Source organism: Pseudomonas macauensis, assembly GCF_047902425.1.
GTDB lineage: Bacteria > Pseudomonadota > Gammaproteobacteria > Pseudomonadales > Pseudomonadaceae > Pseudomonas.
Window position 1 is genome coordinate 504,496 of the sequence record NZ_CP138377.1, and the last position, 12,909, is coordinate 517,404.

Below are 12,909 nucleotides of genomic sequence, written 5' to 3' on the forward strand. Positions count from 1 at the left end.
ATCCTGCCGCAACTACCTTCGTCTCCACATTCACTCGAGGAGACGCTCCCATGAGCTCGCTGCACTACCTGACCACCCGCGACAACGCCCGCATCGCCTACCGCCTCGACGGCGCCGCCGGGCTGCCGCTGCTGTTGCTGTCCAACTCCATCGGCACCGACCTGCACATGTGGGATGGGCAGGTCGCCACGTTGACCGAACACTTCCGCGTGCTGCGCTATGACGCTCGCGGCCATGGTGCGTCCAGCGTGCCGCCGGGGCCCTATTCGCTGGCGCGGTTGGGCGAAGACGTGATCGAGCTGCTGGATGCGCTCGGCGTACAGCGCGCGCATTTCCTCGGTCTCTCGCTCGGCGGATTCGTCGGCCAGTGGCTGGCGGTGAATGCGCCGCAACGCGTCGAGCGGCTGGTGCTGGCGAACACTTCCGCCTGGCTCGGGCCGCAGGATCAGTGGGACGCGCGCATTGCCGAGGTGCTGGACGCGGAAGACCTGCAAGGCACCGCCGCCACCTTCCTCGCCAACTGGTTCCCGGCGTCCTGGCTGGCGCAGCGGCGGCCGGAAGTGGAGCCGTTCCGCGCCACGCTGCTGGCGACCAACCGGCATGGCCTGGCCGGTTCCTTTGCCGCCGTCCAGGGGGCCGATCTGCGGGAAGCGCTGAAGGCGGTTCGCCTGCCGACACTGGTGATCGCCGGGCAGTTCGACACCGTGACCGCCGCCAGCCACAGCGAGCTGATCGCCGAGGCGATTCCTGGGGCGCGCCTGCTGACGCTACCGGCGGTGCACCTGTCGAACATCGAGTTTCCCCGCGAGTTCGAGGGCGCGGTGCTGGATTTCCTGCTGGCGCTCTGAACGAAAAGGCCGCCCGAGGGCGGCCTTTGTCTTGTCGCCAGATCAGTGGTGCGCCGCATCCACCGCGATGGGCTCACCGGAAACCTCCGCATAGCTGCGTTTGCGGTCGGCCAGGGCGTAGTGGATCAGCGCGCCCAGGCCGGCGCCGAAGAACCAGGAGAACTGCGACAGCGCGTCGAATGCCGGCACCAGCGCCAGCACGATGGCGATCAGCGCCGCCGGAATGAAGGCCGCCACGGCCCGCAGGTTGACGCCGCCGCGGTAGTGGTAGGCAGCCTCGCGGCTTTCGCTGTAGAGCTCCGGCAGGTTCACCCGGCCACGGCGCACCAGGTAGTAGTCGGTGACGATGATGCCGTACAGCGGGCCGAGCAGGGCGCCCAGGCCGCCGAGGAAATACACGATCACCGCCGGGCTGTTGTACAGGTGCCACGGCAGGATCAGCACCGCAATGGTGGCGCTGAGCAGGCCGGCGCGGCGGAAGTTCAGCAGGTTCGGCGCGAGGTTGGTGAGCACGTAGGCCGGGGCTACAAAGTTGGCCATGATGTTCACCGCCACGGTGACAATCAGGAACGCCAGGCAGGCCAGCACCAGGCCGGCGGTGTTGGGGATGGCGGCGACGATCTCGGTCGGCCCCTGCACCAGCTTGCCGTCGATGCTGAATTGCGCGCCGGCCAGCACCACGGCGATCAACGCAAAGCCCAGCATGTTCACCGGCAAGCCCCAGAAGTTGCCCACGCTGATGGTGCGGCGGTCCGGGCAGTTACGGGTGAAGTCGCAGAAGTTGAGGATCATGGTGCCGTACAGCGACACCCACAGCGCGGCGGCGCCGAACACTTTCAGCCACATCGTCGAGCCGGTTGGCGCGTTGCCGCTGGACCAGGAGATGGACAGGCCGCTGCGCCAGTACATCCAGCCCGCCAGGGTGGCGAAGGCGACCAGGATGATCGGGCCGGCGAAGGATTCGTAGCGCCGCACCATTTCCATGCCGTAGGCGAAGATCGCCAGTTGCACGCACCAGATGCCGAGGAAGGTGATCCAGCCCAGGGTGGAGAGGCCGAGGATCGAGTTCTGGTCGTAGGGCTTGAGGTCGGGTGCGATGGCGGTGAGCAGCACGCGCAGGACCACCGAGGCGAGGTAGGTCTGGATGCCGAACCAGGCGATGGCGATTACCGCGCGGATCAGCGCCGGAACCTGGGCGCCATGGATGCCGAAGCTGATCCGGCACATCACCGGGTAGGGCAGGCCGGTCTTCTGGCCCATGTAGCCGGACAGGTTCATCAGCCCGTAGATCACCAGCGCGCCGAGGGCGAAGGCGGCGAGGATCTGCGCACCGCTCATGCCGAGGGCGAAGAGCCCGATGGCGAAGGAGTAGTTGGCGATGTTGTGCACATCGTTGGTCCACAGCGCGAACAGGCTGTAGCGCCCCCAGCTGCGGCCCTGGGCCTTGGTCGGGGCGAGGTCGGCGCTGTACAGGCGCGGGCTCAGGGTTGGCGCGGCATCATGGCTGGACGCCGCGCTGTCGACAGGTTGGATGGAGGAAACGCCGGACAGATGAGTGGGACTGGAATTCATGGGCTACTCGGATTTTGTATGCACGGCTTTTTAGGTTTGTATGCAAAAGCCAAATCCGTGCCAGTCCGCGCCGGGCGCGTCCCGATGTCTTTCCGGTCTCGATGGCTGACCCGGCAGGAGCCCTGATTTGGTGCGGGCTTTGCGCCTGTCTGATCGGTCAGGAAAATATTTCTCCAGATTTATCATTGACTTACAGGTCAGGTTTTCTGGTGTGCGGCGAGTGTGTGAATGGGGATTTTGTACACAAAAATTGTGCACAGACGTTACGTGTGGGGATCTGGTGCGGCGGCGGGCATCACGGATGAAGTTAGCTCCTACGAGAACATCGCGTTCTGTTTCCTGCGAGTTCGTGCCGTTGGTTCTCTGAAGCCCCTTGCTCTTGTAGGAGCAACTGTCTTCCTCTGAGATATTTGTGCCAACGCTTGCCCTCACCCCAGCTCTCTCCCAAAGGGAGAGGGGGCAGATCGTGCCGGTTGAAGTCGTGGTTTCATCCTGCACCGAACGGTCCCCTCTCCCGCTTGCGGGAGAGGGTTAGGGTGAGGGGCCCTTGATCTCGTAGGAGCGGAGCTTCTCCGCGAAATCGGTGCACGCTGAAGGATTCGCGGACAAGGTCCGCGATGATTCCCGCCGCCCCTCGATCACCTTTCAGAAACCATAAAAAAACCGCCCCGAAGGGCGGTTCTTTCATCGCAGCGCGAAGTTCTTACAGACCGTTCCTGGCCTTGAACTCGCGGCGGCGGCGGTGCAGGACCGGCTCGGTGTAGCCGTTGGGCTGCTTGGTGCCCTCGATGACCAGTTCCAGCGCGGCCTGGAAGGCTACGTTGTCATCGAAGTTCGGCGCCATCGGGCGGTACAGCGGGTCGTTGGCGTTCTGACGGTCCACCACCGAAGCCATGCGCTTGAGGCTTTCCAGCACCTGCTCCTGGGTGACCACGCCGTGGCGCAGCCAGTTGGCCAGCAGCTGGCTGGAGATACGCAGGGTGGCGCGGTCTTCCATCAGGCCCACGTCGTTGATGTCCGGCACCTTGGAGCAGCCGACGCCCTGGTCGATCCAGCGGACCACGTAGCCGAGGATGCCCTGGGCGTTGTTGTCCAGCTCGTTCTTGATCTCTTCCGCGCTCCAGTTGGTGTTCTGAGCCAGCGGAATGGTCAGGATGTCGTCCACCGAGGCCGGTGCACGCTTGGCCAGTTCGGCCTGGCGGGCGTACACGTCGACCTTGTGGTAGTGCAGCGCGTGCAGGGTGGCGGCGGTCGGCGACGGAACCCAGGCGGTGTTGGCGCCAGCCAGCGGGTGAGCGATCTTCTGCTCGAGCATGGCGGCCATCAGGTCCGGCATGGCCCACATGCCCTTGCCGATCTGCGCCTTGCCCTGCAGGCCGGTGGCCAGACCGATGTCCACGTTATTGTTCTCGTAGGCGCCGATCCACTTCTCGTTCTTCATGGCGCCCTTGCGCACCACGGCGCCGGCTTCCATGGAGGTGTGGATCTCGTCACCGGTGCGGTCGAGGAAGCCGGTGTTGATGAACACCACGCGCTCGGCGGCCGCCTTGATGCAGGACTTCAGGTTGATGGTAGTGCGGCGCTCCTCGTCCATGATGCCAACCTTCATGGTGTTGCGCGGCATGCCCAGCACGTCTTCGACGCGGCTGAAGATTTCGGCGGCGAATGCCACTTCTTCCGGGCCGTGCATCTTCGGCTTCACCACGTACATCGAGCCGGTGCGGCTGTTCTTGCGGGTGGTGTTGCCCTTGAGGTTGTGCAGCGCGATCAGGCCGGTGAACAGGCCGTCCTGGATGCCTTCGGGCACTTCGTTGCCCTGGGCGTCAAGGATCGCCGGGTTGGTCATCAGGTGGCCGACGTTACGCACGAACAGCAGGGAGCGGCCGTGCAGAGTCAGCTCGGAGCCGTCGGCCTTGGTGTAGACGCGGTCCGGGTTCATGGTACGGGTGAAGGTGCTGCCGCCCTTGGTCACGGACTCGGCCAGGTCGCCTTTCATCAGGCCCAGCCAGTTGCGGTAGACCACGACCTTGTCGTCGGCGTCGACGGCAGCGACCGAGTCTTCGCAGTCCATGATGGTGGTCAGCGCGGACTCCATCAGCACATCTTTCACGCCAGCGGCATCGGTCTGGCCGATCGGGCTGGTGGGGTCGATCTGGATTTCGAAGTGCAGGCCGTTGTGCTTGAGCAGCACGGCTTGCGGCTTGGCGGCGTCGCCCTGGAAGCCGAGGAACTGGGCGGCGTTCTTCAGGCCGGTGTCGCTGCCGTTCTTCAGGGTCACGACCAGCGCGCCGTTCTTCACGGTGTAGGCGGTGGCGTCGACGTGGGAGCCGGATTCCAACGGTGCGGCTTCATCGAGGAAGGCGCGGGCGAAGGCGATGACCTTGTCGCCACGGACCTTGTTGTAGCCCTTGCCCTTCTCGGCGCCGTTCTCTTCGCTGATCGCGTCGGTGCCGTACAGTGCGTCGTACAGCGAGCCCCAGCGGGCATTCGAGGCGTTCAGGGCGAAGCGCGCGTTCATCACCGGCACCACCAGCTGCGGGCCGGCCATGCGGGCGATTTCTTCGTCGACATTCTGGGTACTGGCCTGGAAGTCAGCCGCTTCCGGCAGCAGGTATCCGATTTCCTGCAGGAAGGCCTTGTAGGCGACCGCATCGTGCGCTTGACCGGCGCGGGCCTGGTGCCAGCCGTCGATCTTCGCCTGGAGGTCGTCGCGCTTGGCGAGCAGGGCTTTGTTCTTGGGGGCCAGATCGTTGATTACGGTTTCCACACCTGCCCAGAACTTGCCGGCGTCGACGCCGGTGCCGGGAATGGCTTCGTTGTTTACGAAGTCGAACAGGACTTTGGCGACCTGCAGGCCACCGACTTGAACGCGTTCAGTCATTGCTTGCCTCACTCTGCTCAGGACCAGCTCAGGACACAGGCAAATCGCCTTGTAGTCCGAGCCGCGAAATACTACATGATGCCATGGGAAAAATCAGTGGGCTTGCGTCGCGGTTAGACCAAAGTACGCATCTCAGTCACGTAGCGCTTAATATGTTCGCAAAGTTTTTATGGGTTGTTCCAGATAAATCTTCAAACTGTATACGAATGACTTGATCCGGTACCTGTGGCACCCCGTCGCAGCCAGCGTCGCATGCCCTGCCTATACTGCTTTCTCCGCCCTGGAGAATCCCGCATGTCCGTGACACTTGCCACCCCCGCCGATCTCGACGACCTGGTGCCGCTGTTCTCCGGCTACCTCGACTTCTACGAAGTGCCCGCGCCCCATGCGGCGATCCGTGGCTTTCTCCAGGCGCGCATCGAGCAGGGCCAGTCCACCGTGTTCATCGCCCGCAGCATCGACGGACTGGCCGTGGGCTTCGTCCAGCTCTACCCGTTCTTCGCCTCATTGACGCTGCAGCCGGCCTGGCTGGTCAGCGATCTCTACGTGATGCCAGCCGCGCGTCGCGACGGTTATGGCGAGGCGCTGATGAACGCCGGCCGCGCCCATGCCGAGGCCACTGGTGCCTGCGGCCTGATGCTGGAAACCGCCAAGACCAACCGTGCCGGCCAGTCGCTCTACGAACGCCTTGGTTATCGGCGCGACGAGAAGTTCTACACCTACTGGCTGGATCTTTCCGCCTGACGGAGGCTGCACCATGGATCACCTCGTTCTCACGGTCATCGCCCCGGACCAGCCCGGCCTGGTGGAGCGCATCGCCCAGTGCATCGCCGCCCATGGCGGCAACTGGCTGGAAAGCCGCATGTCACGCATGGCTGGGCAATTCGCCGGCATCCTGCGGGTGGCGGTTCCCGCCGAGGGCTATGACGAACTGGTCGAGGGCCTGCAGGGGCTGTCGGCCTACGGCATCCGCGTGCTGCTGGCGGAAAGCGGCATCGAGCCGGCATGCAACTGGAAGCCGATCCACCTGGACCTGGTGGGCAACGATCGTCCCGGCATCGTCCGCGATATCACGCGTTTGCTCACCGAACATGGCGTCAACCTGGAGCGCCTGACCACCGAAGTCCTGCCGGCGCCGATGAGCAGCGAACCGCTGTTCCACGCTGAAGCGTTGCTGGCGGTGCCACTGACCTTGCCGCTGGAAACCCTGCAGACGCGTCTGGAGGAGCTGGCGGACGACCTGATGGTGGAAATGAATTTCCACAGTGGGGATTGATCCGCTGACCTTCCATCGCTGCCCTGTGCATAAGTCTGTGGGCTCTCTGTGATTGGATTCATGGAGAGCCCATTTTCATTGGGTCTCGTCCATCAGCGCTTATCCACTATCGGTTTCGCCGCTGTGCACAGATCGCGTGGATCGCTCCGTGAGCTTTCTGTTGATAACCAGCTGTACGCCACTGGTGACGAGGCTTTGGTAGCGTTGCTCGTTTTCTGAGCGGTTCTTCCGTTCCCGCCATGGGAGCAGGTGCGCAGGACGCGCCGCCCCGCCGCTGTGCACAAAACCTCTGGATGAGTCTGTGGAAAGGCCGTGGGCTGATGGCTGCAGGCCTTTATCTGCGCGGCTTGTGAAGAGTTGTCCACGATCCGGTCAGCACTCCCCGGAAGATTCACAGTGCACGGGGATTAGCCTGTGGAAAAACACTGGGAATTCCGCCGAATCGCAGAAGGGACGTGGCTTTGCGAAGATTGAATGAAAAATGATCGAAGGGTGTACCCGCGAGTCGAGGGATCAGCGTTGAGGCATCGGAGTTGGGGATAAGGGCCCGTGCCAGGCGCTTATCCCCGTTTGTGCGGGATGGTGCTGTGGATAGTCTGGTGGTGGCTTGCTGAAAGCCCCGAAAATCGGGACTTTCAGTAGGGTGGTCAAGGATTGATCAGTTGCCGCGGGATAGGCGATACCAGATGTCCACGCTGTACACCACCAGCGCCAGCCAGATGCAGCCGAAGGAGACCAGACGGGTACTGTCCAGGTGCTCGCCGAACAGGAAGATGGCCTGCAGCAGCACCAAAGTCGGCGCCAGGTATTGCAGGAAGCCCAGGGTGGCGTAGGGCAGGTGGCGGGCGGCGGCATTGAAGCAGACCAGCGGCACCAGGGTGATCGGGCCGGCAGCGGCGAGCCAGATGGCGTCCTTGGTAGTCCAGAAGTCCGCGTGCACGCTCGGTCCGTTGGCAAACAGCGCGAGGTAACCGATTGCCAGCGGCAGCAGGATCCAGGTTTCCACCACCAGCCCCGGCAGCGCGGCCACCGGCGCCTGTTTACGGATCAGTCCGTAGAAGCCGAAGGTCAGCGCCAAGGCCAGCGATACCCAGGGCACGCTGCCCAGCTGCCACAACTGCTGCGCCACGCCCAATGCGGCGAGGCCCACGGCGACCCACTGCAGCGGGCGCAGGCGTTCGCGCAGGATCACCAGGCCCAGGAGGACGTTGATCAGCGGGTTGATGTAGTAACCCAGGCTGGCCTCGATCATGTGGCCGTTGTTCACCGCCCAGACGTAGACCAGCCAGTTGCTGGCGATCAGCAGGCCGCTGGCGGTGAGCACGGCGATGCGCTTGGGATTCTCGCGCAGTTCCCGCCACCAGCCGGGGTGCTTCCACACCAGCAGGAGCAGGGCGCCGAACACCGCGGACCAGATGGCGCGATGGGTGATGATTTCCAGCGCGGGGATACGTTCGAGCAGTTTGAAGTAGATCGGGAAGAGCCCCCAGATGACATAGGCAGTCAGGCCCAGGGCATAGCCCCGGCGGGGATTGGCGGTAGCCATGGAACATCCTTGGTTAGGCAGCTAATGAGTGGCTGGCTAATTCTAGGGTGCGCGCGGGAGCTTGTCTGTGCCGGGGAAGGGGCCGATGACTGGGGAGCAGTGAATGTGCGTAACGTTGGCTTTACGGGGCGAGCTCTTCGTAGGAGCGAGCTTGCTCGCCTACAGGGGCTGGGGAGCCGCGAACGGTCGTACGCCCACTGCGGTGCAGGAGCGGACTCCGTCCGCGATCCGGCCAGCAGGCCGGTAATGAACGCCGGTGTAGGCTCAGAACAACCGCAACGGCTCCTCATCCAGCGCCGCCAGTTGCTCGCGCAGCACCAGCACCTGGTCGCCCCAGTAACGCTCGCTACCGAACCAGGGGAAGCTCGGCGGGAACGCCGGGTCGTCCCAGCGGCGCGCCAGCCAGGCGCTGTAGTGCATCAGGCGCAGGGCGCGCAGGCCTTCGATCAGCGGCAGCTCGCGCGGATCGAAGTCGTGGAATTCCTGGTAGCCGTCGACCAGTTCCGAGAGTTGTCCGAGGCGCTCCTGGCGTTCGCCGGCGAGCATCATCCACAGGTCCTGTACGGCGGGGCCCATGCGGCAGTCGTCGAGGTCCACGACGTGGAAGGTCTCGTCGCGGCACAGCAGGTTGCCGGGGTGGCAGTCGCCGTGCATGCGGATGGGTGTGTAGCTCACGCGCGCGTACAGCTCGTCGATCTTCTTCAGCAGGTCGCGGGCCACGGACTCGTAGGCCGGCAGCAGGCTCCTGGGGATGAAGTTGCCTTCCAGCAGGGTCGCCAGGGACTGGTGGCCGAAGTTATCCACCGTCAGCGCCTCGCGGTGCTTGAAGGGGCGGTTGGCGCCCACGGCGTGCAGGCGGCCCAGTAGTTGGCCGAGACGGTAGAGCTGGTCGAGGTTGCCCGGCTCCGGCGCGCGGCCGCCACGGCGGGGGAACAGGGTGAAGCGAAAACCAGCGTGCTCGAACAGGGTCTTGCCCTCGTGGACCAGCGGCGCTACCAGCGGCACTTCACATTCGGCCAGTTCCGCGGCATAGGCGTGTTCTTCGAGGATCGCTTCATTGGTCCAGCGCCCCGGACGGTAGAACTTGGCGATCAGCGGCTCGCTGTCTTCGATGCCCACCTGGTAGACGCGGTTCTCGTAACTGTTGAGCGCCAGCACGCGGGCGTCACTGAGGAAACCGATGCTTTCCACCGCATCCAGAACCAGGTCGGGCGTGAGGTCGGAGAAGGGATGGGACATGGCAACGATCCAGGCAGTGTGCAGGCCGCCTAGTGTAACCCCGTGAGCGATTTGCCTCAGTGTTCGTTGCAGTGGTGCTGTTTCAGGTAGTCGAGGAAATGTGTGGCCAGTTCGTGCCGATCGCCTCGCACCAGCGTCAGCTCCTGCATGGGCTGTGCCTTGCAGCCGACGGGGAGGGGCTTCTCGCCGTGGCCCTGGTGGTGCAGCTGGGTCAGCGGCGCGGGTTGCGCGCTGAGCAGCAGGTCATAGGGCGTTCCCTGGCGCACCTGTTCACCGAGTTCCTCGTTGGCTCCGCCGATCAGCAGCACCTTGTTGTGGGTGTCGAGCTGGTAGCGGTCCACCAGCGGCTCCAGCGTTGGCATCAGCGCCTGGCTGGCGCCTATGCGCAGCACGTCGGGGCCGGCGTGGCCAGCCAGGGGCAGGGACAGCAGCAGGGGCAGGGCGAACAGGCTGAGCAGGCGGCGCATGGTGGGGCTCCAGTGTGGCTGAACCGCAAGGCCCGCCCGGGAGGGGCGGGAGTCTCTGGCGGTCATTGGAGCGCGGCGCGCTGGCGCGGGGCTTGATGTATGGCAGGGAAACTACAGCGGCGTGCCGAGGATCACCTGGGCTGGGGAGAACTGCGCGCGGACCTGGGCGCCGGGCTTCAGGCGCAGGATTTCGATGCGCTCCGGATCGGTCAGGGCGCAGAGCATCTGCCCGCTGGGCAACTGGATGCGCACTTCGCTGGGGCCGTCGTCGGCCTCGCGGATGTCGTCGATATGCCCTTCCAGTGCGTTCAGCCCATCCGGGCAGGGAATGTGCGGCAGGTCGACGTACAGCCAGCCGGCCTTCATCAGCGCCACCACCGGCTGGCCGTCGCGCAGCTCAAGCTTCTCGGTGCTTTCGCGGGTGACCCGCGCCTGGATGCGCGCGCCGCCGGGCAGCTCGATGCACACCAGGTCGTTGAGCCCGGCGGGCTCGATGGCGCAGATATGTCCGTGCAACTGGTTGCGAGCGCTGGTGCGCATCATCAGGCGGCCGATCAGCTCCAGGTCGGCCTGGTGCTCGACATGCTCGACGATGTGTTCGCGCAGGGCTTCCAGGCGCTGGTAGAGCGCCAGCAGGCGTTCGCCGTCGGCGGTCAGGCGTGCGCCGCCGCCGCCCTTGCCGCCGACGCTGCGTTCCACCAGCGGGCGGTCGGAGAGGTTGTTCAGTTCATCGATGGCGTCCCAGGCGGTCTTGTAGCTCATGCCGGCCGCCTTGGCGGCGTGGGTGATCGAGCCGAGCTGGGCGATCTGCGCGAGCAGGGCGATGCGTTGCGGGCGGCGGGTGACGTGCTGGGTCAGCAGGCTGAGGGTGGTCATGGTTTCGCGAGTGCTTATTGGTATGCGGCGAGGCTCCGTCGCCAGCCGACAAAACGCAAGGGAAAATTGCCGGGAATGTGGACGAGCGGTCGTCTATTCCGGGGCTGGCGTGCGCGCCAGGCAGTAGACGTCGACCCGTCGGGCACCGGCTTTGCGCAGCTCGCGGGCGATGAACTGGGCGGTGGCCCCGGTGGTCAGCACGTCGTCCACCAGCGCCAGGTGCAGGCCTTCTATCCGCGCGCCATCGGCCAGGGCGAAGGCGCGGCGCAGGTTGCGTTTGCGCGCGGCGGCGTCCAGGCCCTGCTGCGCGGGAGTGTCCTGGATGCGCCGCAGCAAGCGGTTATCCACAGGCAGGCCCAGGGGGGCGGCGAGCCAGGCGGCCAGCAGGGCGGCCTGGTTGAAGCCACGCTGGCGCTCGCGTTGGCGTGACAGCGGCACGGGTACGAGAAGATCCGGACGCGGCAGTCCTTCGTCAAAGGCATGTTTCAGGTGGCGCGACAGCAACTGCGCGAGCAGCCGGCCGAAGGGCGCGTTGGCCTGGTGTTTGAAGCGGGTAATCAGGGCGTCGACCGGAAAGCCGTAGCGCAGGGGCGTTTCGACGCGCTGGAAGGCGGGCGCGCGGCGCAGGCATTGCCCACAGGTAAGGCCGGCGACCGGTAGCGGCAGGGCGCAGATCGCGCAGTGCCCGGTGAGCCAGGGCAGGTCATCGTCGCAACCCGGACACAATGGCAGCTCGGCCTGTTCCGTCATCGCACCACACAACAGGCATCGTACGCGTGGGCGCCACCAGACGGGGCGCCATTGCCAGATGGGAGACCCCTGAGAGAACCGCATTCCGCCCCTCCATGGGCGGCGGCTGTCAGTGGATCAGCCAGCTCAGGACCAGCAGCCCCAGCACCGTCCAGATCAGCCCGCCGAAGATCGAGCGCCGCAGGAAGGCGCGGATGCCACTGTAGAGCAGCAGCAGGCCGAGGAAGAGCAGGACGAAGCTGAAGATCGAGACGTCGATTCCGACGGCGCGCGCCAGGCCGTGGAAGAAATCGTCCATGGCGCGCCACAGGCCGCCGAGCACGCCCGACAGCAGATCGACGATGAAACGGATGGCCTTGCCGACCATCTGGCCGAGGCTGTCGAAGAATCCTTCGGTTCCCATCTGGGGATGACTCCTGAATGTCCTGAGGGTTTGAGTGGTGGAGGGCCTGTCGGGTTCAGCGGCGAGTGCTGCTCAACTGCGGTGCCAGGAAGGACTGCCGGAAGTATTCGCGGAAGGCCTGCATGGCGGGCGTCAGCTCGCGTTCCCGGTGCCAGGCCAGGCCCACGCTCATCGAGGGGACCAAGTCGACCAGGCTCAGCGTCTCGATGCGTTTGCCTTCCAGCGACCAGGGGCGGTAGACCAGGTCCGACAGGATAGCGACGCCGGAGCCGTTGGCGACCATGCTGCGCACCGCTTCCACCGAGCTGGTGCGCAGGATCACCCGGGGCTCCTGCCCACTGGCCTGCCAGTAACGCATCGAGGACTCACCGGCTTCGTCGACCGTGAGCATGATGTAGGGCTGATCGGCGACATCGGCCAGGCTCACCGCCGGTTGCTCGGCGAGCGGATGGCGCGCCGGCAGCCAGAGCCGGCGGGTGGAGCTGAACAGGGTTTCCGAGGCAATTTGCGGCTCGGTCAGGTTGCCGGTCAGCACCACGGCCATGTCGTAGTGGCCGTCGAGCAGCCCCTGCTCGATATCCACCCGCTCCTGTTCGTGCAGGTGCATGCGCAGGTCTGGATACCACTGCGCCAGGCGTTGCAGGTGGTGCGGCAGGAAGTAGCCCATCACGGTGTAGCTGGCGGCGACGTTCAGGCTGCCATTGAACTGGGTGTCCGGCAGCGGGCTGTTCAGCGCGTCGTCGACGCTGCGCAGGATCGAATAGGCGTGGTTGAGGAAGTGCCGGCCGTTGTCGGTCAGCGTCATGCCCTGGGCCGTGCGGGTGAACAGCGCGGCACCGAGCAGGTTTTCCAGCTCCTGGATCGCGCTGGTCACCGCCGACTGCGAGATGTGCAGGTTCACCGCCGCCTGGGATATCTGTCCGACCTCGGCGGTGGCGACGAAGTAGCGCACCTGGCGCAAGGTGAAAGCCATGGGATTGCTCCGGCGGGTATCGATTTTTCAGAAACTAGTCTATCGGATAATAAATCTACCCAATACCGCCGCTGCGAC

The 12,909-nt window shown here is 65.0% G+C and carries 12 protein-coding genes; 3 read left to right on the forward strand and 9 right to left on the reverse strand.

The features are described from left to right. Nucleotides 1-50: 50 nt before the first annotated feature. The gene (gene pcaD / locus SD196_RS02325) at nt 51-848 is read left to right on the forward strand and encodes a 3-oxoadipate enol-lactonase (protein ID WP_416311020.1); all 798 of its coding nucleotides are present in this window, start codon (nt 51-53) and stop codon (nt 846-848) included. A gap of 42 nt (nt 849-890) precedes the next feature. Here pcaD and SD196_RS02330 read toward each other — a convergent pair whose 3' ends face one another. Together SD196_RS02330 and SD196_RS02335 are read right to left on the reverse strand one after the other, a co-directional pair. Continuing rightward, nucleotides 891-2,420, reverse strand: coding sequence for an NCS1 family nucleobase:cation symporter-1 (locus tag SD196_RS02330; RefSeq protein ID WP_343578156.1), 1,530 nt, complete (start codon nt 2,418-2,420; stop codon nt 891-893). A 703-nt stretch (nt 2,421-3,123) separates the two neighbouring features. Further along, on the reverse strand, nt 3,124-5,301 hold the full coding sequence (locus tag SD196_RS02335; RefSeq protein ID WP_416311021.1) for a malate synthase G: 2,178 nt from the start codon (nt 5,299-5,301) through the stop codon (nt 3,124-3,126). Between the two features lie 294 nt (nt 5,302-5,595). On the opposite strand from SD196_RS02335, the gene SD196_RS02340 reads away from it, so the two are divergent. Together SD196_RS02340 and SD196_RS02345 are read left to right on the forward strand one after the other, a co-directional pair. Further along, complete coding sequence (locus tag SD196_RS02340; protein WP_343578158.1) at nt 5,596-6,045, forward strand: N-acetyltransferase; 450 nt, start codon at nt 5,596-5,598, stop codon at nt 6,043-6,045. Nucleotides 6,046-6,058: 13 nt separating this feature from the next. Beyond that, entirely contained in the window at nt 6,059-6,577 is a 519-nt protein-coding gene (locus SD196_RS02345; protein ID WP_275609873.1) for a glycine cleavage system protein R, read from the forward strand. 658 nt (nt 6,578-7,235) lie between these two features. Here SD196_RS02345 and rarD read toward each other — a convergent pair. From rarD to SD196_RS02380, 7 genes are all read right to left on the reverse strand, one after another. Beyond that, the gene (gene rarD, locus SD196_RS02350) at nt 7,236-8,123 is read right to left on the reverse strand and encodes an EamA family transporter RarD (RefSeq protein ID WP_343578159.1); all 888 of its coding nucleotides are present in this window, start codon (nt 8,121-8,123) and stop codon (nt 7,236-7,238) included. A gap of 264 nt (nt 8,124-8,387) precedes the next feature. Further along, nucleotides 8,388-9,362, reverse strand: a complete 975-nt coding sequence (locus SD196_RS02355; RefSeq protein WP_416311022.1) for a serine/threonine protein kinase — start codon at nt 9,360-9,362, stop codon at nt 8,388-8,390. A gap of 56 nt (nt 9,363-9,418) precedes the next feature. Next, nucleotides 9,419-9,829, reverse strand: a complete 411-nt coding sequence (locus SD196_RS02360) for a substrate-binding domain-containing protein (protein ID WP_416311023.1) — start codon at nt 9,827-9,829, stop codon at nt 9,419-9,421. Nucleotides 9,830-9,940: 111 nt separating this feature from the next. After that, nucleotides 9,941-10,705, reverse strand: coding sequence for a TOBE domain-containing protein (locus SD196_RS02365; protein WP_275609877.1), 765 nt, complete (start codon nt 10,703-10,705; stop codon nt 9,941-9,943). A 93-nt stretch (nt 10,706-10,798) separates the two neighbouring features. After that, nucleotides 10,799-11,455, reverse strand: coding sequence for a ComF family protein (locus tag SD196_RS02370; RefSeq protein WP_416311024.1), 657 nt, complete (start codon nt 11,453-11,455; stop codon nt 10,799-10,801). Between the two features lie 109 nt (nt 11,456-11,564). Beyond that, complete coding sequence (locus SD196_RS02375) at nt 11,565-11,858, reverse strand: hypothetical protein (RefSeq protein ID WP_275609879.1); 294 nt, start codon at nt 11,856-11,858, stop codon at nt 11,565-11,567. Between the two features lie 55 nt (nt 11,859-11,913). Continuing rightward, the gene (locus SD196_RS02380; protein ID WP_343578161.1) at nt 11,914-12,831 is read right to left on the reverse strand and encodes a LysR family transcriptional regulator; all 918 of its coding nucleotides are present in this window, start codon (nt 12,829-12,831) and stop codon (nt 11,914-11,916) included. Nucleotides 12,832-12,909: the final 78 nt, after the last annotated feature.

Coding starts and splice junctions, on each gene's coding strand:
- SD196_RS02330 (WP_343578156.1), bottom strand. CDS start 2,420: ATGAATTCCAGTCCCACTCATCTGTCCGGCGTTTCCTCCATCCAACCT.
- SD196_RS02370 (WP_416311024.1), bottom strand. CDS start 11,455: ATGACGGAACAGGCCGAGCTGCCATTGTGTCCGGGTTGCGACGATGAC.
- SD196_RS02380 (WP_343578161.1), bottom strand. CDS start 12,831: ATGGCTTTCACCTTGCGCCAGGTGCGCTACTTCGTCGCCACCGCCGAG.
- SD196_RS02340 (WP_343578158.1), top strand. CDS start 5,596: ATGTCCGTGACACTTGCCACCCCCGCCGATCTCGACGACCTGGTGCCG.
- SD196_RS02355 (WP_416311022.1), bottom strand. CDS start 9,362: ATGTCCCATCCCTTCTCCGACCTCACGCCCGACCTGGTTCTGGATGCG.
- SD196_RS02345 (WP_275609873.1), top strand. CDS start 6,059: ATGGATCACCTCGTTCTCACGGTCATCGCCCCGGACCAGCCCGGCCTG.
- rarD (WP_343578159.1), bottom strand. CDS start 8,123: ATGGCTACCGCCAATCCCCGCCGGGGCTATGCCCTGGGCCTGACTGCC.
- SD196_RS02360 (WP_416311023.1), bottom strand. CDS start 9,829: ATGCGCCGCCTGCTCAGCCTGTTCGCCCTGCCCCTGCTGCTGTCCCTG.
- SD196_RS02365 (WP_275609877.1), bottom strand. CDS start 10,705: ATGACCACCCTCAGCCTGCTGACCCAGCACGTCACCCGCCGCCCGCAA.
- pcaD (WP_416311020.1), top strand. CDS start 51: ATGAGCTCGCTGCACTACCTGACCACCCGCGACAACGCCCGCATCGCC.
- SD196_RS02375 (WP_275609879.1), bottom strand. CDS start 11,858: ATGGGAACCGAAGGATTCTTCGACAGCCTCGGCCAGATGGTCGGCAAG.
- SD196_RS02335 (WP_416311021.1), bottom strand. CDS start 5,301: ATGACTGAACGCGTTCAAGTCGGTGGCCTGCAGGTCGCCAAAGTCCTG.